This is a genomic window from Nocardia sp. FDAARGOS_372, from assembly GCF_002554515.1.
Lineage (GTDB): Bacteria > Actinomycetota > Actinomycetes > Mycobacteriales > Mycobacteriaceae > Nocardia > Nocardia farcinica.
Genome location: NZ_PDDW01000001.1, coordinates 3,381,074 through 3,400,569, shown reverse-complemented (window position 1 = coordinate 3,400,569; position 19,496 = coordinate 3,381,074). Strand labels below are relative to the sequence as shown.

The window sequence follows — 19,496 nt, the reverse complement described above, 5'->3', positions numbered from 1 at the left end:
GACATCGTAGGCTTGGCCGCGTGGCGGACAGCGGCAAAGGTGAGATTTCGGCGGACGTGACACCGGCCACGGTGCGCGGCGCGGGGGCGTTGGTGGCGCTGGAGGGCGGCGTCGCGGTGGCCGTGGCGATCGTCCTGGTGGTGCGCGGCCTGCTCGGCCACGATCAGTCCCAGGCCAGCGGTTACGGCACCGCGGCCTGGTTCGGCATCCTCGGCGGCGCGGTGCTGGCCGCGGGCGTGGGCCTGCTGCTCGGGCACCGCTGGGGTCGCGCGATCGCGGTGATCGCGCAGGTCCTGCTGCTACCGGTGGTGTGGTCGCTGCTGACGGACTCGCATCAGCCGCTGTGGGGGAGCCTGCTCGGCGTCGTGGTCGTCGGCGCGTTGGTGCTGCTGTTCGCGCCGCCGTCGAACCGGTGGATGGCGCAGGACTACGGCGGCGCCGACGGCACCGGCTAGCCGCCCGTCGCCGCCCGCAGCGCCGCGCGGCACAGCCGGTCCGCCTGCCGGGTGGTCTCCGGCTGGCGATACCGGGGCGTGAGCGCGAGGACCTGCTCCCGCGCGGTGGGCAGGTCGATGTGGTGGCCGACCGAGACGAACACCGGCTTGACGTCGTCGCGGGTGCGCAGCGCGAGCCCGACGACCTCGCCGTCGAGCACGAGCTCGGCGGCGTCGCCGCGCCGCCGGCCCGGTTCGGTCCACGCACCCCAGGCGTTCTTCGCCACTCCGATGGTCGGCAGGCCGGTGCGCACACCGACGTGACAGGCCAGCCCGAAGCGGCGCGGATGGGCCAGTCCCTGCGCGTCGCAGACCAGCAGGTCGGGTGTGGTGCGCAACTGTTCGAGGGCCGACAGGGTGGTGGGCAGTTCGCGGAAGGCGAGCAGGCCCGGCACGTACGGGAACCGCACCGGGCCGTGCGCGACGGCCGACTCGATCGGCTCCAGCGTGGCCGTGTCGAGCACCACCACGGCGGTCGCGACGAGGCCCGCCGCGTCGTCGTAGGCCGAATCCACCCCGGCCACGGTGGCGAAGACGGGCGGGCGCGGGTTCGCCGCCACCACCCGTGCGCGCAGGTCGTCCTGCACCGCCATGGCCTCCTCGGCGGTCGTGGGCAGGGTGACCGGGGTGAGCTGCACGGCGGTCAGGCGGTCGCGGCGAGCGCGGCGAGTTCGGGGCCGGAGAGCCGGTAGCCCACCCACTCGTGCTGCTCCTGGGCGCCCAGGGACCGGTAGAACTCGATCGAGGGCGTGTTCCAGGTCAGCACCGACCACGCCACCCGGCTGTAGCCGTTGTCCACCGCCTCCTTGGCGAGCGCGGCGATCAGCGCCTTGCCGAGGCCCTGCCCGCGCGTGCCCGGCTCGACGTACAGATCTTCCAGGTAGATGCCGTGCACGCCGTCCCAGGTGGAGAAGTTGAGAAACCAGATCGCGCAACCGACCACCCGGCCGCCGTCCTCGGCCACGTGCGCGAACAGCGCGGGCGCCGGACCGAACAGCGCGGTGTGCAGCTGCTCGGTGGTGAGCGTGCACTCGTGCCGGGCGCGCTCGTACTCGGCGAGGTCGTGCACGAGCCGGACCAGGTCGGGCACGTCGGCGGGGGTGGCGCGGCGGATCTGCGCGGCGGTCACGGGGCGGCTCCCTCGGTGGTCGGAATCCAGTTGTGCGCGAGGACGGCCCTGGCGTCGTGGTGGAAGCCCAGCACACTCAGCGCGGCGGTGTTCATCGCGAAGCGGCGGCCCTCGACGACGTCGAACTCCGCCCAGCGCGCGATGAGGCTGCGGGAGAAATGGCCGTGGCCGATCAGCAGCACATCGCGCTCCGGCAGCACGGCATCGACGGCGGCCAGCACCCGATCGGCCCTGGCCCGCACCTGCGCGCGGGTCTCACCGCCGGGAACGGTGCCGGTCCAGATGGTCCATCCCGGATCGGTGCGCTGGATCTCCGCGCTGGTGCGGCCCTCGTAGTCGCCGTAGTCCCATTCGGCCAGATCGTCGTCGATCGGGCTGCCGCCGAAGCCGACGAGTTCGGCGGTGCGGACCGCGCGCAGGCGGGGACTGGTCAGCACGAACGGATCCAGCAGGTCCAGGCGCGCCAGCAACGCTCCGGCGGCCCTGGCCTGCGCCTCCCCGCGCTCGGTCAGCGGCAGGTCGGTGCGGCCGGTGTGCCGGCCCAGCGCCGACCACTCGGTCTCGCCGTGCCGCAGCAGCACCAGCCGGGCGTTCTCTCGTGTTGGCATGCCCTCCATCATGATCACCCGCCGGTCGCGGCCGGGCGGCGGCACCCGTGCCCGGCGTCAGCCGAGTGCATACATGGTCGTGCCGCGCTGTTCGAGCACGGTGGTGCCGAGGACGGCGAGCGAGATGGGGGAGTTGTCGTAACCGGGGCGCTCGACCGGCAGGCGCGCCAGTTCCGCCCCGGTGCCGGGATCGACGGCGACGATCGCGTCCGCCACCGGAATGAGCAACCGTCCCGCCATCGAGGCCGGGGTGCCCAGCGCACCCGGCACCGTCCACATCGGCTGCAGGGAGCCCGCCTGCAGGGCCAACACCTCGGTGCCGGTGAACACCAGATAGGCCGAGCCGATCCGGACGGCCTGTGCGTGCTCACTCAGCGGAGCCGAAAGCTGGTGCACGAGTAGGGGATTGCCGCTGCCGTCGAAGATCGACAGCCGCGGCGGCACGGTGTCGGCGCCGAGCGTGGCGCCCGGCTGATACAGCACGATCTTGGTGTCCGACACCGCGATCACGCGCGTGCCAGGTGCGTCCGCGTCGGCGCCGGTGAGCACCCGCGAGCCGTACTCCTCGGGCACGGTGTTGTCCTTCGGTGCCGGATTCAACACCGTCAGCCGCGCGCCCGCGTCTTCCGGGCAGCGTTCCAGCACCGCCAGCCGGGAGGAACTCGACGCCGCGGACAGCAGCGAACAATCCTTGCGCGGCTGGGTTTTCACATTCACCGGCGCGTCCACGTAGCCGTACTCCAAGGTACGGACCAGATCGGAACGCCACACCTCGAGCCGTCGATCGCCCTGGGCGAGCACATAGGTGCCGTCCACCGACAGGCGCACGCTGTCGTCCATGTAGCTGCTGCGGGCGGTGCGGCGCGCACCGCTGTCGCCGGCCAGCATCGTCGCCTGGCTGCACCCGCGCTGGTCGCGGTACACGGCCACGACCATGCCGAACTGCGACTCCACCCCACACAACGGCATGTCGCGGCGATACCGCCACACCTCGGCGCCGGTCGCCGGATCGCGACCGGTCACCGTGCCGTCCGCCGCCGTGACCACCGTGCCGCCCGCCACCAGGGCGCGGCCGGTCGCGTCGTCGGGGGCGTGCCACAGCTCCCGCAGCGCGGCGGGCAGTTGCTCGGCGGCGGGCGGGGTGGTCGCGGGCTGGGACGCCGTCACCGACTCGGTGCCGGTGGCGTCGCCCCGCGCCCACACGACGACCCCCGCCAGCGCCACCGCGACGGCGATGGCGACGGCGGCGATGATGTCGGCGCGCGTTCGCCGCTCGGGTGCGAGCACGACTGCGAGACTAGCGGATCCGGCGAGCTACGCCGAAGCCGACGACCCCGCCGTCACCTCCACCTGCTGCTCGCCCGCCGCCTTCTTCCTGGTCCGCTTCGGAGCGGGCTGCGCACCCGATTCGGGCTCGCCGGCCGTGCGGGTCCGCCGCCGTGGGGCAGCGCCCTCCGCCGACTCCGTCGCCTCGGTGTCAGCCGTCTTCCGCGTCCGGCGGCGTGGCGTGGCGTCGGCGGTGGTTGCCGTCGCTTCGGCGTCGGCGGTCGTGGTGGTGGTAGTGGCCTTCCGGGTGCGGCGGCGTGGTGCCGGTTCGGCGTCGGTGGTTGCCGTCGCTTCGGTGTCGGCGGTCGTGGTGGCGGTCTTCCGGGTGCGGCGGCGTGGTGCCGGTTCGGCGTCGGTGGTTGCCGTCGCGTCATCGGCGGAAACCTGCCCGGACGCCGGGGTATCAACCGTCGCGGCCGCGGGGTCGGCGGTCGAGACGGTCGCGGCACCGGTCTCGGCCGTCGCGGCGGCCGACTTCCGAGTGGCGCGGCGCCGCGGGGCCGGTGCCGCGTCGGCGGAGGCGGTATCCGCCGGAGCGGCGGCCGCGCTGCTTGCCGCTCCGCCATCAGCCGCAGTGCTCGCCGTCGGGGCGGTCACGTCGGCCGTCGATGTGCCTGCCGCTTGGGCAGCGGTCACATCGGCCGGTGCGGTGGTGGCCGTGCGGGTGCGTCGGCGGGGTGCCGGTGCTTCCTCGCTCGGTGCCGCCGCTTCGCCGGTGCTCGCGGCCGCTGTCGCCGAGACCTCGTCGGTCGCGGTGGCCGCGGCCGGAGTTGCGGTGGTGGCCTTGCGGGTGCGTCGCCGGGGTGCCGGTGCTTCCTCGCTCGATGTCGCCGCTTCGCCGGTATCAGCGGTGGCCGTGGCCGCGACGGCGTCTTCGGTGGCCGCCTTGCGCGTGCGTCGGCGCGGTGCGGGTGCTTCCTCGCTCGGCGCCGCCGCGTCACCGGCGTGCACCGGGTCCGAGGCCGAGGCCGCGGCCCCGGTGGTCGTGTCCGCGGCCGGAGTCGCCGAGGTGGCCTTGCGGGTGCGTCGGCGCGGTGCCGGTGCTTCCTCGCTCGATGTCGCCGCTGCGCCGGTGCTCCCCGTTGCCGAGGCGGCATCGGGCGTGCCGGAGTCGTTCGAGGCGGCGTCGGCCGAGGCGGCCGTGGCTGCCTTGCGCGTGCGTCGGCGGGGAGCGGCCTCGGTCGCCGCCGGAGCGGTGCCGATGTCACCCGCCGCCGGAGCGGTGCCGATGTCACCCGCTGCCGGGGCGCTGTCGGCGGATGCCGTGCCGCTGCCGCTGTCGGCTGGAGCCGCGGCACTGCCGGTGGCCGCCGGGGCCGCGATGGTGCCGGCGTCGACCGTTGTCGCGGTGCCCGCCTCGGGTGCGGTCGCGTCGGCCGTGCCTGCGGTGACGGTGGCCGCGCGGGTGCGGGTGCGGCGGCGGGGAGCCGCGGGCGCGCCGGTTGCTTCCTCCGCGGTGGCTGCGGCAACCGCAGCGGTGGGGTCGGTGGCGGCGCCTTCGGCCGAGTCGGCCGGGCGGCTGTCGTCGGCCGTCGCGGTGCCCTTCCGGGTCCGGCGTCGGGCGGGACGTTCCGTCGCCCCCGTGGGCTCGGCGACCGTCGGTTCCGTATCGAGGCCGGCGGAGGTCGCGGTGGTGCCCGCCTCGTCGGCCGCGGTGACCGGGGTGGTCTCCGTCGGGGCCCGGCCGGTATCGCCGGCCGCCGAGGCGGCGGTCGAATCGCCCTGCTGCACAACGGCGTTCGCTTCGGACGACGACCCGCGCCGCCGACGCCTGCGCTTGCGCCGCGACGACGAACCATCTTCGCCGCCGCCGTGCTCCTGGCTCTGCGACGGTGTCGGGGCCGCGTCCGCTACCGCCGGGGTCTCGTCCTGCGGTTCACCGTTCTCGGCGGCACCGTTCGGGGACACACCGTCCGGTGCGCCACCGTTCTGCGTCGCATCGATCGGCTTGCCGCGCAGCGTGCGCCTGCGGTTGCGCTTGCGCGGGGTGCGGGCCGGACGCTCGGCGACGGTCTCGTCCGCGGTGCGTGCCGGGGCGGCGCGGCGGACCGTGCCGGTGACCCCTTCGGGAATGCCCAGATCCGAAAACAGGTGCGGGGAGCGCGAATACGTCTCGACCGGTTCCGGGATGCCGAGGCCGAGGGCGGCGTCGATGGCGGCCCAGCGATTGAGCTCGTCCCAGTCGATGAGGGTCACCGCGACGCCGGTGCGGCCCGCGCGGCCGGTGCGGCCGATGCGGTGGACGTAGGTCTTCTCGTCCTCGGGGCACTGGTAGTTGATGACGTGGGTGACGTCGTCGATGTCGATGCCGCGCGCGGCGACATCGGTCGCGACGAGCACGTCGATGACGCCCTTGCGGAACTTGTCCAGCGCCTTCTCGCGCTGCACCTGCCCGAGATCGCCGTGCACGGCGCCGACGGCGAAACCGCGCTCGGCCAGGTCGTCGGCCACCTTCTGGGCGGTGCGTTTGGTGCGGGTGAAGATCATGGTGGCGCCGCGCCCCTCGGCCTGCAGCACGCGTGCGATCAGTTCGGCCTTGTCCAGCGCGTGCGCCCGGTAGACGAACTGCGCGGTGCGGTCGTGCACGGCCGAATCGTGCGGCTCCTCGGCCCGGATGTGGGTCGGGCGGGTGAGGAACGTGCGGGCCAGGGTGATGATCGGGCCCGGCATGGTGGCCGAGAACAGCATGGTCTGTCGCTTGGCCGGGACCATGGTGAGGATGCGCTCGATATCGGGCAGGAAGCCCAGATCCAGCATCTCGTCGGCCTCGTCGAGCACCAGCACGCCGATCTTGCCGAGGATGAGGTGGTTCTGCTTGGCCAGATCGAGCAGGCGGCCGGGCGTGCCGACGACCACGTCGACGCCCTCGCGCAGCGCGGCGATCTGGGAGTCGTAGGGCCGGCCGCCGTAGATGGCGGTCACCTTCAGCGCGCCCTTGTGGTTGCGCAGGTACTTGCCCGCTCGCACCAGATCGTCGGTGACCTGGATGCACAGCTCCCGGGTCGGCACGATCACCAGCGCGCGCGGGGTGCCGTCCAGGGGCGTGGTGCCGGAGTCGGCGGTGGCGATGCGGTGCAGCAGCGGCACGCCGAAACCGAAGGTCTTGCCCATGCCGGTGCGGGCCTGGCCGATGAGGTCCTCGCCGGCCAGCGCCAGCGGCAGGGTGAGTTCCTGAATCGCGAAAGTGCGTTCGATGCCGATCTCGGCGAGCGCGCGCACGATTTCGTCGCGGACCCCCAATTCGGCGAAAGTCGGGGGAGTGTGAGTCGTGTCCAGTTCGGCGGTCAGCATCGTGTCCGTCAGACCGGGTTCCTGCTCGATGGTGATCTTGCTCAGGGTCGTGCCTTTCCTCGTCATCGCGTCACGCGCGCACGAGGCGTGGGGCGGACCGGTCGGTCCACGACGACCACGTATCCGCCTGTGATACTCACCGGGGCCGCTGCCGGATGTACTCGCGTGCCGTGGTGGACGGCAGCTGCGCGGGCATTGTCGGCCCTGAGCAATCGGCGCGGCGCGGGGGTGATGCGGATCTGGTGCGCGCACATTTCCGGACAACGCAGCGGTCCGGCCACCTGGTGCGACCGGGCGGTCATCCGTGTGCGGACCGCCGTCCCGGCGTGCTCTTCGAGGTGGGCGCGGGAGCGAAATTCTCCGTTGTCCACCTTGATTGTAGCGTGATAATGTGCTCCGCCCGAATTCCCGGTCCGGTCATTTCCCCGCAAAAGTTCCGCCCCGGCTGATGTGTCCTCGATTTCCGGTGTGCGACAGACCGTTTCGGCCGCGCCGCGCGACCACGGCGGCCGGTCCGCGACACCGCCGGGACGGGGGCTTGCTGTAACCCTCGGTAGCGGGTTGTGAGAGATTCTTGCCGTGAGCCTCGCAGACACTCTCACCCTCGCCGCCCGCAACGCCTGGGCGCTGACCTTCGGTCCCGGGGTGGAAGCACCCGAACCGACCCGGTCCACCGTCCTCTGGGACGCCCCACACCGGGAGCTGCGCCGTTTCGAGCGCGACGAAGCCCGCGACGGCGCCGCGGCCGAGGGCACCGACCCGGTCCTGCTGGTGCCGCCGCTGGCCGCCCCCGCCTCCTGCTTCGACCTGCGCCCCGACCAGAGCCTGGCGCGCTTCCTGCTCGGCACCGGCCGCACGCCGTACGTGGTCGACTACGGCGAGATCACCTTCGCCGACCGCCGGATGGGTTTCGAGGACTGGATCAACGACATCCTGCCCGAGGCCGTGCTGCGCACCAGCGCCGATCGGGACGGCGCCGCCGTCGACCTGGTGGGCTGGTCGCTCGGCGGCACCCTGGCCCTGCTCACCGCCGCCGCGCATCCGCAGCTGCCGATCGGCTCGATCACCGCGGTCGGCTCGCCGCTCGACTACGACCGGATGACCGGCATGCCGCAGGTGCGCGCGGTCGCCAAGCTGGACGGCGGACTGGCCGTCTCCACCGCGGTCCGCGCCGCGGGCGGCATCCCCGCGCCGCTGACCCGGGCCGCCTACCGGGTGACCGCGTGGAACCGGGAACTGACCCGGCCGCTGTTCGTCGCGAGCAACATCGCCCGCACCGAGGCACTGGCCAAGATGGAGTCCATCGACCGCTTCATGGCGCAGATGCCCGGCTATCCCGGCCGGTTCTACGGGCAGCTGTGGGGCAGGCTGATCCTGAACAACGACATCGGCCGCGGCGTGCTGCGCTTGGGCGGACGCGAGATCGCGCTGGCGGCGGTGACGGCGCCGGTGCTGCTGGTCGGCGGGCCCGCCGACGTGATCACCCCGGCACCGGCGGTCGAAGCGGGCACCCGCACCCTCACCGGCGCGGCGTTCGTGCGCTACGAGACGGCGCCGGGCAGCCACCTGGGCATCCTCACCGGCGAAACCGCCCGCGAGACCACCTGGACCTACCTGGACGAGTTCCTCACCGAGGCGGCCGCCGTGCGCGAATCGGTGTCCTGACCCGCGCTGACCTTCGCGCGCCGCTACTCTTGGCGACATGGGAGCACAGTCATCCGCAGCGGTCGGTGTCTCGTCGTCGCAGCAGTCCGCGAGTCCGGCCATTCCCGCCGAACATCCCGGCGTGACCGAACTGTTCGCGGTGCTCGCCTACGGTGAGATCTCGGCCTTCTACCGGCTCGCGGAGGAAGCCAAGCTCTCGCCGACGCTGCGCGGCAAGGTCGCGGTGGCGGAGATGGCCGCGGCGGAGATGGCGCACTTCCGGACCCTGCAGCAGGCGATGGCCGAGCGCGGGGTGGACGTGTTCGACGCGATGGCGCCGTTCGTGCGAGCCCTGGACGACTACCACGCCTCCACCGATCCCTCGACCTGGCTCGAGTCGATGGTGAAGTTCTACGTCGGCGACGGGATCGCAGCGGACTTCTACACCGAGATCGCGGGCGCGCTCACCCCCGAGGTCACCGCGGTGGTGCGCGACGTGCTGGCCGAGACCAGCCACTCGGAGTTCGTGGTCGAGGAGGTGCGCCGGGCGGTCCGCGACAACCGTTCCGAGCGTGACCGGCTCACCCTGTGGGGCAGGCGCCTGCTCGGTGAGGCGATCACCCAGGCGCAGTACGTGATGGCCCAGCGCGACGAGCTCACCGAACTGGTGCTCACCGCGACCGGCGATCTCAACGGCATCGCCGCGTTGTTCGAGCGCATGCAGGCCAGCCACGCCCAGCGCATGGCGGTGCTCGGCATCTGAGCGGCGCCGGGTTCGCTCAGAGCGCAGCGGTCGGTGTGCCGGGCCGGACACACGCTGCACTAGCCTGGTCCGGACAGCACAGAACTCAAGGTTCGGAGGTTGGCCGTGGAGGTCAAGATCGGTATTTCGGATAGCCCCCGCGAGCTCGTGATCACCAGCTCGCAGACGCCCGACGAGGTCGAGGCCCTGGTGTCCGAGGCACTGAGCGGCTCGACTGGCGTCGTGAAGCTCTCCGACGACAAGGGGCGCAAGTTCCTGATCCAGGCCGCCAAGGTCGCCTATGTGGAGATCGGCACCTCGACCGTCGGCCGGGTGGGCTTCGCCGCCGTCTGACTGTCGAAAACCACCGAGCCCTCGATGTTCCGGAACCGGAACGTCGAGGGCTCGTTTCGTGGGGTGGGCGTTCAGTGCCGCCGGTCGGACCCGTCCGCCTGTAGCGGCACGTGCGACAGGCCGCCCCAGGCGAGCGCGACGGTGGTGTCGACCGCCTCCTCCTTCGGGATCGGCCGATCCGCCTCCAGCCAGTAGCGCGCGGTGAACTGGCTGGCGCCGACCAGGCCGACGGCGAGGATGCGGGCGCGGTAGGGATCGAGACCGGAGTCGTGCGCGACCAGATCGAACACCGCGTCCACGCACGCCTCGGTGGCCTGCTCGACCCGGCGCTGCACCTGCGGCTCGCTGGTGAGGTCGGATTCGAACACCAGCCGGAAGCCCTGCATCTCGTTGTCGACGAAGTCGAAGTAGGCCTGCACGGCCGCGCGCACCCGCTGCCGGTTGTCGGTGGTGGAGCGCAGCGCCTGGCGCACGCTCGACACCAGCATGTCGACGTAGTTCTGCAGCACCGCGATGTAGAGCTCGAGCTTGCTGGTGAAGTGCTGGTAGAGCACCGGCTTGCTGACCCCGGCGACCTGGGAGATCTCGTCCATGCCCGCGGCGTGGTAGCCGCGGAGCACGAAGACCTCGCTCGCCGCATGGAGTAGCTGCTGCCGCCGTTCGTCGCGCGGCAGCCGGGTGCCGCGTTTGGCCGGTGGCAGGGCATCGGACGACAGTCTGCGTGCCGTCATCCGGTCCACGAGGTCGGTCATATGTTCGCTCTCCCAGTCGATTCCCCGGGGCAAGACAGGGGTTGTACACCGGGTATCCACTGCACGATACCCGCTTGCGCCGTCGCCGCCGACCCGGGTGCGCGATGTGATCCACGCGGTGAGATATCTCGCAGTGCCCCGGGCGCAGTGGTGTGCGCCGACTTGTCCGGGTTGCGCACTGTGAGAACCTGGTGTTCGTGACCGACCGACCGGAAAGACCGTCCGGCGGCGGGCGCGATGCGCACCGCCCCGCCGGCACCGGCACGTCCGGTTCCGTGGTGTCCGACCCTGTGACGACGGCGGGTGCGGCATCGCGGCCGGGCGCGGCCGCCCGCAACGGCCGATCGCCGAGCTCCTCGACCGAACCGTGGCCGCGCACCGACGGCCCGCGCACCGACGGCCCGCATACGAGGGATCCGCGCACGAACGACCCGCGCAAGGACGCGCGCGGACGCGAGCAGGTCCAGGTCTACGACCCGCTCGGCCTCTACCAGCGCCCGGACCGCTCCCATCAGCCGTTGCGCGCCCGCTGGGACCCCACCGCCGCCGACGAGCACCGTCGCGGCCCGCGCCCGGATCGCGCGGCCAAGAAGCAGAGTGCCTTCGGACGGTTCGTCTCCACCTACGGCTGGCGCGCCTACGCGCTGCCGGTGCTGTTGGCGGTGACCGTGCTGGTGGGCGTCGACGCGGTGCGCGGCGGCCCGGACGGCGTGGGCGGCAGCGTGGTGCCCGGCTTCGGCCAGCTGAGCCCGCCCGCGGTCGGCGGCGGTGTCATCGGTGCGCCGCCGGGGGACGGGAAGTTCCCCACCGATCTGCCCACCGGCGCGCTGCCCGACGGCGGCCCGTTCACCGAGAGCGGCGCGGGCACCTGGCGGGTCGTTCCCGGGACCAGCCCGGAGGTGGGCGCGGGCACCGAATACCACTTCACCTACACCGTGGAGATCGAGGACGGCGTGGACACCACCGGCTTCGGCGGCGACGCCGCGGTGGCCACGATGGTGGACAGCACCCTGGCCAACCCGAAGAGCTGGGCACACGACCCCAAGTTCGCCTTCCGCCGCATCGATGCGGGCAACCCGGATTTCCGCATTTCGCTCACCTCGCGCCAGACCACCCGCACCGCCTGCGGCTTCGAGATCCCCATCGATTCCTCGTGCTACAACGCCGACCTGGACCGGGTGGTGCTGTCGGAAGCGCGCTGGGTGCGCGGGGCGCTGGCCTTCGAGGGCGACATCGGCTCCTACCGCCAGTACCTGATCAACCACGAGGTCGGCCACGCCATCGGCTACCACCAGCACCAGCCGTGCGAGACCGACGGCGGGCTGGCGCCGATCATGATGCAGCAGACCTTCGGCACCGACAACAACGCGATCGCCGCCCTCGACCCCGACGGCGTGGTGCCGATGGACGGCAAACGCTGCCGGTTCAATCCCTGGCCGTACCCGCGCGGCTGACCTCGCCCGCGGTGCGCGACCATACTGGGGAAGAACGGCGCGCGTCTCGACGTTGCACATCGGGATTCGGCCAATTCGATTCGAGGAGTCCTGGACGTGTCATCATCGAAGTCCCTGCCGCCACTGGTCGAGCCGGCCGCGGAACTGAGCAAGGACGAGATCGCCCGCTACAGCCGTCACCTGATCATCCCGGACGTCGGGGTGGACGGGCAGAAGCGTTTGAAGAACGCGAAGGTGCTGGTGATCGGCGCAGGCGGGCTGGGTTCGCCCGCGCTGCTGTACCTGGCCGCCGCGGGTGTCGGCACGCTGGGCATCGTGGAGTTCGACGAGGTCGATTCCTCCAACCTGCAGCGCCAGATCATCCACGGTGAGTCCGACATCGGCCGTCCCAAGGCCGACAGCGCGCGCGATTCCATCCTGGAGATCAACTCCGGCGTCGACGTGCGGCTGCACAAGATCCGGCTGGAGCCGGAGAACGCCGTCGAACTGTTCCGTGAGTACGACCTGATCCTGGACGGCACCGACAACTTCGCCACCCGGTACCTGGTCAACGACGCCGCCGTGCTGGCGGGCAAGCCCTACGTGTGGGGCTCGATCTACCGGTTCGAGGGCCAGGTCTCGGTGTTCTGGGAGGACGCCCCGGACGGGCGCGGCATCAACTACCGCGACCTGTACCCGGAGGCCCCGCCGCCCGGCATGGTGCCCTCCTGCGCCGAGGGCGGCGTGCTCGGCGTGCTGTGCGCGTCCATCGGTTCGATCATGGTGACCGAGGCGATCAAGCTGATCACCGGCATCGGCGACCCGCTGCTGGGCCGGCTGATGGTCTACGACGCACTGGACATGACCTACCGCACCATCAAGCTGCGCCGCGACCCGGACCGGCAGCCGATCACCGAGCTGATCGACTACGAGGCGTTCTGCGGCGTGGTGTCGGAGGAAGGCCAGGCCGCCGCGGCCGGCTCGACCATCACCGCCCGCGAGCTCAAGGAGCTGCTGGACGCGGGCAAGGAGATCGAGCTGATCGACGTGCGCGAGCCGGTGGAGTGGGACATCGTGCACATCGAGGGCGCGAAGCTGATCCCCAAGGACCGCATCCTGTCCGGGGAGGCGCTGTCCGAACTGCCGCAGAACCGGCCGATCGTGCTGCACTGCAAGACCGGCATCCGGTCCGCGGAGGCATTGGCGGTGCTCAAGAACGCCGGCTTCACCGACGCCACGCACGTGCAGGGCGGAATCGTGGCCTGGGCCAACCAGATCGACCCGTCGCTGCCGGTTTACTGAGTCGCCCGGCACGGCCCTGTACCTCGGCCGATCGCGGACGCTGCGTCTCGGCGCGGCGCCCGAATCGGGCACCGGAGCGGCGTTACCGTACCGGTTGTGACTTCTGTGGAACCTCCCGAGCACGTGCGCGCCACGTTCGGTCTGCGCGAGGTGACGCCGAGCTATCTCGGCGACTGGGACGGTGGCTGGCGCTGCGGTGACGTGGTGCTGTCCCCGGTCGCCGATCACGCCAGGGCGGCGTGGTCGGCCCGGGTGCGCGAGACGTTGCGGGTGGACGGCGTGCGGCTGGCCCGGCCCGTGCGGGCCACCGACGGCCGGTACGTGGTGTCGGGCTGGCGTGCCGACACCTATCTGGCGGGCAGCCCGGAACCCCGCCACGACGAGGTGGTGTCGGTGTCGCTGCGCCTGCACCAGGCCACCGCGCGGTTGGAGCGCCCGCGGTTCCTGGTACAGCCACCCATCGCGCCCTGGGTGGATGTGGACATCTTCGTCGCCGCCGACCGCGCCGCCTGGGAGCAGGTGCCGTTGCGCACCCTGCGCGCGGGCGGGATGGCCACGCCGACCTCCCCGGACGGGCACCGCAGCCTGGAGTTGATCGGTCAGCTGGCCACCCTGCGCAAGCCGGTGCGCAGTCCCGCGCAGCTGGTGCACGGTGATCTGTTCGGCACCGTGCTGTTCGAGGGTGCGGCGACGCCGGGACTGACCGACATCACCCCCTACTGGCGTCCGGCCGCGTGGGCGGCGGGCGTGGTGGTGGTCGACGCGCTGTCCTGGGGCGGGGCCGACGACGGTCTGCTCGAGCGGTGGTCGGACCTGCCGGAGTGGCCGCAGATGTTGTTGCGGGCGGTCATGTTCCGGCTCGCGGTGCACGCGTTGCATCCGCGGTCGACGCCGCAGGCCTTCCCCGGCCTGGCGCGCACCGCGGACATGGTGCGCTTCCTGCTCTGACGTCCGGCGCCCCGGAATGCCCGAAGGCCGCCGCGCGTCCGGAGCCGAGCGGCGGCCGTCGAGCCTGATGAGAGGTCATACGTTGGCGTAGGCCAGCGAGGTGAACCGGCCGATCGCGAACGACGAGCGCAGGTAGTAGAACCAGGTCACCCCGGCCATCACCAGGAACGCCGCGGCGTAGGCCCAGAACGCGGGCGCCATGCTGCCGAAGTTGATGTTGGACAACCGCAGTGCCTGCTGGAGCAGGTAGCCGCCGGAGGCGCCGATCGCTCCGATCACGCCGATCGCCGCGCCCGCCTGCCGCTTGGCCGAGGCCGCCGCGTCGGCCGGGTCGATGCCGTGTTCGGCGGCGTACTTCTTGGACTCGGCGCTGAAGATGGACGGGATCATCCGGTAGGTCGAGCCGTTGCCGATGCCGGTGAGCACGAACAGCACCAGGAAGGCGATCAGGTAGAGCGGGAAGCTCTTCAGCTCCAGTGCCGCCATGATCGCGGCCACCGCGACCGCCATGCCGCCGAAGACGAACACGGTGATCCGTGCCCCGCCCACCTTGTCGGAGATCCAGCCGCCGAACGGACGGCTGAACGAGCCGACCAGCGCGCCGAGGAAGGCGAGGTTGCCCAGCGTGGTGATCCAGCCGATTCCGGCCAGGCTCGGGAAGTTGGCCTTGATCAGCGTCGGGAAGGCGAAGGAGAAGCCGATGAACGAGCCGAAGGTGCCGATGTAGAGGAACGACATCACCCAGGTGTGCCGGTTGGTCAGCGCGAGCTTGTAGGACTTCCCATCGGATTTCGCGGTGGCGATGCTGTCCATGTAGCGCAGCGCGCCGACCGTGGCGATCAGGATGAACGGCACCCACACCAGCACCGAGAGCGTGATGCCGAAACGGTAGCCGGCGGGGTCCTTCGCGGTGAGGTGGGTGCCGAGGGTGATCAGCAGCGGCAGCACCAGCTGGGTCTGCGCGACGCCGAGATTGCCTCCGGCGGCGTTGATTCCGAGCGCCGCGCCCTTCTTGCCCTCGGGGAAGAAGAACGAGATGTTGGCCATCGACGAGGAGAAGTTGCCGCCGCCGAATCCCGCCAGCGCCGCCAGCACCATGAACACCCACATCGGGGTGCCCGGCTGGTTGACGAACCAGGCCAGGCCCAGGGTCGGTACCAGCAGCATCGCCGCGCTGAACGCGGTGAAGGCGCGGCCGCCGAACCGTGGGATGGCGAAGGTGTAGGGAATGCGCAGGGCCGCGCCGACCAACGTCGGTGTCGAGGTGAGCAGCAGTGCGTTGCTCACCGCGACCGGGTTGCCCTGGCCGAGTCCGGCCAGGAACGGGAAGCCCGCCGCGCCCATGCTGGTGACGACGGTGCCCCAGATGACCCAGACACTGAAGCCCAGGTTCTCGGCGAACACCGAGAAGGCGAGATTCTTTCGCGCGGTGCGCTTTCCGCCGGCTTCCCAGAATTCGGGATTGTCCGGCTCCCAGTGTTCGAGCCAGCGTCCGCGCGTGTGGTGCGTGAACACCGGTGTGCCCGGCTGCCGGCCGGTGGCTGCGGCTGTGGCGGTCATCGGCTTCCTCTCGACGCCTCGTGATCGGTCGAGTCGACGGTAGAAGCCGGTTGTTGCGGGCCCGTGGCCTTCGATTGCGTTCCCGGCAATTCCCACTCACATCGCGGGCGCGCGCTCGGTGACCGGTTGGTTACGTCGGTGCCGCACCGCGGGACCGGTCGGCATTCAGCGGTCGGGGTACTCGGCGATCAGTCCGGCGAGAAAGCAGCGCGCCGCCTGCGCGGCGCGGTCGGCGTCGCCGTCGATCACGGCCTGGACGAGTTCGCGGTGCTCGGCATCGTAGGAGGCGTCGGATCGGGACGTGCGCGAACGGATCACTTGCTCGATGGTGGGCAGCAGCGAGTCGTAGAACTCGAGGTACACCGCGTTGTGGCTGGCGACCACGATGGCGCGGTGCAGTTCCACGTCGGCGGTGATCGCGGGGTGGTTGTCCTCGTCCCAGGCCTGGCCGCTGCGTTCGTCGAGCAGCGTGCGCAGGGCGGTGATGTCGGCCTCGTCGCGGCGGCGGGCGGCGAGTGCGGCGGCGGTGGTGTCCAGGGCCAGTCGCAGCTCGAGGACGTCGCGTTCCTCGGCGTCGGCGAAGTACTTGCCGAGCGTGCCGCCGACCTCGGAGGCGGCGATGACGTAGGTGCCCGAGCCCTGGCGGCGTTCGAGCATGCCCGCGTGCACCAGGGCCTGGACGGCCTCGCGCACGGTGTTGCGGCCGGTACCGGTGAGCTCGGTGAGCTCGGGCTCGGTGGGAATGCGCGAGCCGATCGGCCAACGGCCGGAACGAATCTCGGCACGCAGCTGTTCTGTTACCTGGGCGATGAGGCTGGTGCGCCGAACGGGTTGCACTGGAACAGGGTACAGCCCGGAACGACCAGCTTGCTCTTGTCGTCCGGTCATCCTATGATTTCTCGGTGACAGCGACCTACTCTCCGGACACCGCGACCCCCGACACCACCCGCGAACGCAAGCGCGCCCTGCTCGAAGGCCGCCTGCTGGTGCTGGCCGCGATCGTGATGTCGGCCTCGGTACTGCGTGTCGCGGTCACCGCGTTCAGTCCGCTCGCCGAGCGCATCGGCGCGGAGATCGGCTATTCGACCGCGGTCGTCGGCGTCTTCGGCATGATCCCCACCGCCATGTTCGCCGTCTCGGGCCTGCTCACCCCGGCGCTCGTGCGCCGCATCGGCCTGGAGCGCACCGCCCTGATCGCCATGCTGCTGGCCGGCGCGGGCATGCTCGTGCGCGCGCTGATGAGCAGCACCGCCGGGCTGCTGGTCTTCTCCGCGGTGGCCCTCGGTGGCATGGGCATCGGCAACGTGGTGATCCCGCCCCTGGTCAAGCGCTACTTCCCGGACCGGCTCGCGGTGCTCAGCTCGCTCTACATCACCATGGTGCAGATCGGCACCGTGGTGCCCGCGCTGATCGCGGTCCCCGTGGCCGATTCGCACGGCTGGCGGATCTCCATCGGGCTGTGGGCCCTGCTCGGCTTCGCCGCCGCGCTGCCCTGGCTCGGGGTGCTGCGCGGCCGCAAGGGCCACGACGTCGCCGACACCACGGCCCTGCCGGCAGGCGGGCCCGCGCCCGGGCGGGTGTGGCGCTCGCCGGTGGCCTGGGGCATGGCGGGCATGTTCGGCATGACCTCGCTGACCACCTACGCGGTGTTCGCGTGGCTGCCGCGCGTGCTCGCCGACGCGGGCGCCGGTGATGCCTTCGGCGGCACGATGGTGGCGCTGTTCGCGCTCGTCGGCCTCGTCGCCGCGCTCTCGGCGCCGACCGTGGTGGCGCGGCTGGCCAACCCGTTCCCCGTGGTGGTGGGCTGTGCGGCGCTGTTCCTCATCGCCTTCACCGGTCTGCTGGTGGCGCCGATGGGCGCGCCCGTGCTCTGGGTGGTGATCCTCGGACTCGGACCCAGCACCTTCCCGATGGCGCTGACGCTGATCAACATGCGCACCAAGACGCCGCAGGGCTCGGCGGCGCTGTCCGGGTTCACCCAGGGCGTCGGGTACGCGGTCGCCTGCGTCGGCCCGCTGCTGTTCGGCATGTTGCACACCGCCACCGGCGGCTGGCTCGCGCCCTTCGGGATGCTCACCGTGGCGGTCCTGGTGCTGCTGGCCGGCGCCTGGCAGGCGTGCAAGCCGCGCATGCTCGAGGACACCTGGCACTGAGCCGTTGCGCACCTGAAGAACCCCGCGGGCCGCGCGACCGCGCACAGCGGTTGCGCGGCCGTGCCCGAGCGCGCATGCTGTCCAGGTCACACTCACAGCCGCGCGACCGCGGTTCGCGCCCGTTCGTGACGCGCTGAAAACCGCTGTGTCACACGGGCGAAACATCGGCGCCGAACTCACCCGAGCGCGCCGTCGCGGGTGAGCAACCGTTGATTCGGCCGTCATGTACGGCAGCATTTCGGCAATACCCGCTCCCTACCGTTGGGGCCAACCGATTTTGGGAGGCCCTTGTTGAGCACGCTGACGCGTAACCGCAACATCGAGCACTGGGATGCCGAAGACGTCGAGGCATGGGAGGCCGGTGGCAAGCACATCGCCCGGCGCAACCTGATCTGGTCGGTCTTCGCCGAGCACGTCGGATTCTCGATCTGGTCGATTTGGTCGGTGATGGTGCTGTTCATGCCCGCCGAGAAGTACGGCATCGACGCGGCGGGCAAGTTCTTCCTGATGGCGGTGCCGACCCTGGTCGGTGCGGTGCTGCGCATTCCCTACACCGTCGCCACCGCCCGCTTCGGTGGCCGCAACTGGACCGTCTTCTCGGCCTTGCTGCTGCTGGCGCCCACGCTGCTGACGCTGTACTTCATCAACCAGCCCGGCACCTCGTACACCACCTTCCTGGTGGTGGCGGCCTTCGCCGGTGTCGGTGGCGGCAACTTCGCCTCGTCGATGACCAACATCAACGCCTTCTACCCGCAGCGGCTCAAGGGCTGGGCGCTCGGGCTGAACGCCGGCGGCGGCAACATCGGCGTGCCGGTCATCCAGCTGATCGGCCTGCTGGTCATCGCCACCCTCGGCAACGAGTACGCCAGCCTGATCTGCGCGATCTACCTGGTGCTGATCGCGATCACCGGCCTGGGCGCCGCGCTGTACATGGACAACCTGCGCAACCAGAAGGCCGACCTGTCCGACATGGTGACCGCGCTGAAGGTGCCGCAGTCCTGGGCGATCGCGTTCCTCTACATCGGCACGTTCGGATCGTTCATCGGCTACAGCTTCGCCTTCGGCCAGATCCTGCAGATCAGCTTCAAGGCCGGTGGCGACACCGCCGCACAGGCCGCGCTGCACGCCGCCCAGATCGCCTTCATCGGCCCGCTGCTCGGCTCGCTGGCCCGCCCCTACGGCGGCAAGTGGGCCGACCGGATCGGCGGCAGCCGCGTCGCGCTGGTCACCTTCGGCGCGATGATGGCCGCGGCCGCGCTGGTGATCGGGGCCAGCACTGTGGCCGACGGCAACGGCGGCGTCGCAGGCGGCGCGGTGATGGCGGTGCTCGTGATCGGTTTCGTCGCCCTGTTCGTGCTCTCGGGCATCGGCAACGGCGCGGTCACCAAGATCATCCCTTCGGTGTTCGACGCCAAGTCGCGCAGCCTCGACCTGAGCCCCGCCGATCGCGCCGCCTGGTCGCAGAACACCTCCGGCGCGCTGATCGGTTTCGTCGGCGCCATCGGGGCGCTCGGCGGGGTCGGCATCAACCTGGTCCTGCGCTCCTCCTACGCCTCGACCAACTCGGCCACCACCGCGTTCTGGGTCTTCCTGGCCTTCTACGTGGTGTGCGCCGCGGTCACCTGGCTGGTCTTCCTGCGCCGTCCGAGCCTGCGCTCGGTGGCCGACGACGATGTGGTCGTCGAGGCCGAGGCCCTCGTTCGCCGCGCCGAACAGGCCGTTCCCGCCACCTCGTCCGTCCCGTCGGCCCGCGCCTGACG

Annotated in this window: 16 protein-coding genes and 1 pseudogene; 9 read left to right on the top strand and 8 right to left on the bottom strand. The window is 71.4% G+C overall.

Annotated features, from left to right (window positions below; genetic code table 11):
* Window positions 1–20 precede the first annotated feature (20 nt).
* Window positions 21–455: a hypothetical protein gene (locus CRM89_RS16320; RefSeq protein WP_011211113.1), complete on the top strand. Its 435-nt coding sequence runs from the start codon at window positions 21–23 to the stop codon at window positions 453–455.
* Here CRM89_RS16320 and CRM89_RS16315 read toward each other — a convergent pair.
* From CRM89_RS16315 to CRM89_RS31355, 5 genes and pseudogenes are all read right to left on the bottom strand, one after another.
* A complete protein-coding gene (locus CRM89_RS16315; RefSeq protein ID WP_086841806.1) occupies window positions 452–1,132 on the bottom strand; it encodes an endonuclease V in 681 nt (226 codons plus the stop codon). The two genes, CRM89_RS16320 and CRM89_RS16315, sit on opposite strands and share 4 nt — an antisense overlap.
* A 5-nt stretch (window positions 1,133–1,137) precedes the next feature.
* Window positions 1,138–1,623: a GNAT family N-acetyltransferase gene (locus tag CRM89_RS16310; protein ID WP_011211111.1), complete on the bottom strand. Its 486-nt coding sequence runs from the start codon at window positions 1,621–1,623 to the stop codon at window positions 1,138–1,140.
* Window positions 1,620–2,231, bottom strand: a complete 612-nt coding sequence (locus CRM89_RS16305) for an acid phosphatase (protein WP_228803073.1) — start codon at window positions 2,229–2,231, stop codon at window positions 1,620–1,622. Before CRM89_RS16305 ends, CRM89_RS16310 begins: the two co-directional genes overlap by 4 nt.
* A gap of 57 nt (window positions 2,232–2,288) precedes the next feature.
* A complete protein-coding gene (locus CRM89_RS16300; protein WP_098084822.1) occupies window positions 2,289–3,518 on the bottom strand; it encodes a PQQ-binding-like beta-propeller repeat protein in 1,230 nt (409 codons plus the stop codon).
* A gap of 1,734 nt (window positions 3,519–5,252) precedes the next feature.
* A pseudogene (locus tag CRM89_RS31355) lies at window positions 5,253–6,914 on the bottom strand (DEAD/DEAH box helicase); the annotation flags it as partial.
* A gap of 513 nt (window positions 6,915–7,427) precedes the next feature.
* Between CRM89_RS31355 and CRM89_RS16290 the strand changes: the two are divergent.
* From CRM89_RS16290 to CRM89_RS16280, 3 genes are all read left to right on the top strand, one after another.
* On the top strand, window positions 7,428–8,513 hold the full coding sequence (locus CRM89_RS16290; protein ID WP_098084819.1) for an alpha/beta fold hydrolase: 1,086 nt from the start codon (window positions 7,428–7,430) through the stop codon (window positions 8,511–8,513).
* A 37-nt stretch (window positions 8,514–8,550) separates the two neighbouring features.
* Window positions 8,551–9,255: a ferritin-like fold-containing protein gene (locus CRM89_RS16285; protein WP_041560369.1), complete on the top strand. Its 705-nt coding sequence runs from the start codon at window positions 8,551–8,553 to the stop codon at window positions 9,253–9,255.
* Window positions 9,256–9,360: 105 nt separating this feature from the next.
* Window positions 9,361–9,588, top strand: coding sequence for a DUF3107 domain-containing protein (locus CRM89_RS16280; RefSeq protein ID WP_011211105.1), 228 nt, complete (start codon window positions 9,361–9,363; stop codon window positions 9,586–9,588).
* 71 nt (window positions 9,589–9,659) lie between these two features.
* Here the strand turns inward: CRM89_RS16280 and CRM89_RS16275 are convergent, their stop codons facing one another.
* Window positions 9,660–10,340 carry a TetR/AcrR family transcriptional regulator gene (locus CRM89_RS16275; RefSeq protein ID WP_011211104.1) on the bottom strand — a complete coding sequence of 227 codons (681 nt, stop codon included), beginning with the start codon at window positions 10,338–10,340 and terminating at the stop codon, window positions 9,660–9,662.
* Between the two features lie 518 nt (window positions 10,341–10,858).
* On the opposite strand from CRM89_RS16275, the gene CRM89_RS16270 reads away from it, so the two are divergent.
* The 3 genes from CRM89_RS16270 to CRM89_RS16260 all read left to right on the top strand — a co-directional run bounded on the left by CRM89_RS16270 (window position 10,859) and on the right by CRM89_RS16260 (window position 14,023).
* Window positions 10,859–11,794, top strand: a complete 936-nt coding sequence (locus CRM89_RS16270; protein ID WP_086838750.1) for a DUF3152 domain-containing protein — start codon at window positions 10,859–10,861, stop codon at window positions 11,792–11,794.
* Between the two features lie 96 nt (window positions 11,795–11,890).
* Window positions 11,891–13,075, top strand: a complete 1,185-nt coding sequence (gene moeZ, locus CRM89_RS16265; RefSeq protein ID WP_060594615.1) for an adenylyltransferase/sulfurtransferase MoeZ — start codon at window positions 11,891–11,893, stop codon at window positions 13,073–13,075.
* 96 nt (window positions 13,076–13,171) lie between these two features.
* The gene (locus CRM89_RS16260) at window positions 13,172–14,023 is read left to right on the top strand and encodes a TIGR02569 family protein (RefSeq protein ID WP_060594616.1); all 852 of its coding nucleotides are present in this window, start codon (window positions 13,172–13,174) and stop codon (window positions 14,021–14,023) included.
* 75 nt (window positions 14,024–14,098) lie between these two features.
* Here CRM89_RS16260 and CRM89_RS16255 read toward each other — a convergent pair whose 3' ends face one another.
* Both CRM89_RS16255 and CRM89_RS16250 read right to left on the bottom strand, forming a co-directional pair.
* Entirely contained in the window at window positions 14,099–15,583 is a 1,485-nt protein-coding gene (locus CRM89_RS16255; RefSeq protein WP_060594617.1) for an MFS transporter, read from the bottom strand.
* A gap of 165 nt (window positions 15,584–15,748) precedes the next feature.
* Window positions 15,749–16,420: a FadR/GntR family transcriptional regulator gene (locus tag CRM89_RS16250; RefSeq protein ID WP_060594618.1), complete on the bottom strand. Its 672-nt coding sequence runs from the start codon at window positions 16,418–16,420 to the stop codon at window positions 15,749–15,751.
* 65 nt (window positions 16,421–16,485) lie between these two features.
* Here CRM89_RS16250 and CRM89_RS16245 point away from each other — a divergent pair, with 65 nt between their 5' ends.
* Together CRM89_RS16245 and CRM89_RS16240 are read left to right on the top strand one after the other, a co-directional pair.
* On the top strand, window positions 16,486–17,736 hold the full coding sequence (locus tag CRM89_RS16245) for an MFS transporter (protein ID WP_060594619.1): 1,251 nt from the start codon (window positions 16,486–16,488) through the stop codon (window positions 17,734–17,736).
* 288 nt (window positions 17,737–18,024) lie between these two features.
* The gene (locus tag CRM89_RS16240; RefSeq protein WP_098084816.1) at window positions 18,025–19,494 is read left to right on the top strand and encodes a NarK/NasA family nitrate transporter; all 1,470 of its coding nucleotides are present in this window, start codon (window positions 18,025–18,027) and stop codon (window positions 19,492–19,494) included.
* Window positions 19,495–19,496: the final 2 nt, after the last annotated feature.

Bases quoted from the DNA above. Each gene is read 5' to 3' on its own strand.
- CRM89_RS16305 (WP_228803073.1), bottom strand. From the start codon at position 2,231: ATGCCAACACGAGAGAACGCCCGGCTGGTGCTGCTGCGGCACGGCGAG.
- CRM89_RS16285 (WP_041560369.1), top strand. From the start codon at position 8,551: ATGGGAGCACAGTCATCCGCAGCGGTCGGTGTCTCGTCGTCGCAGCAG.
- CRM89_RS16275 (WP_011211104.1), bottom strand. From the start codon at position 10,340: ATGACCGACCTCGTGGACCGGATGACGGCACGCAGACTGTCGTCCGAT.
- CRM89_RS16255 (WP_060594617.1), bottom strand. From the start codon at position 15,583: ATGACCGCCACAGCCGCAGCCACCGGCCGGCAGCCGGGCACACCGGTG.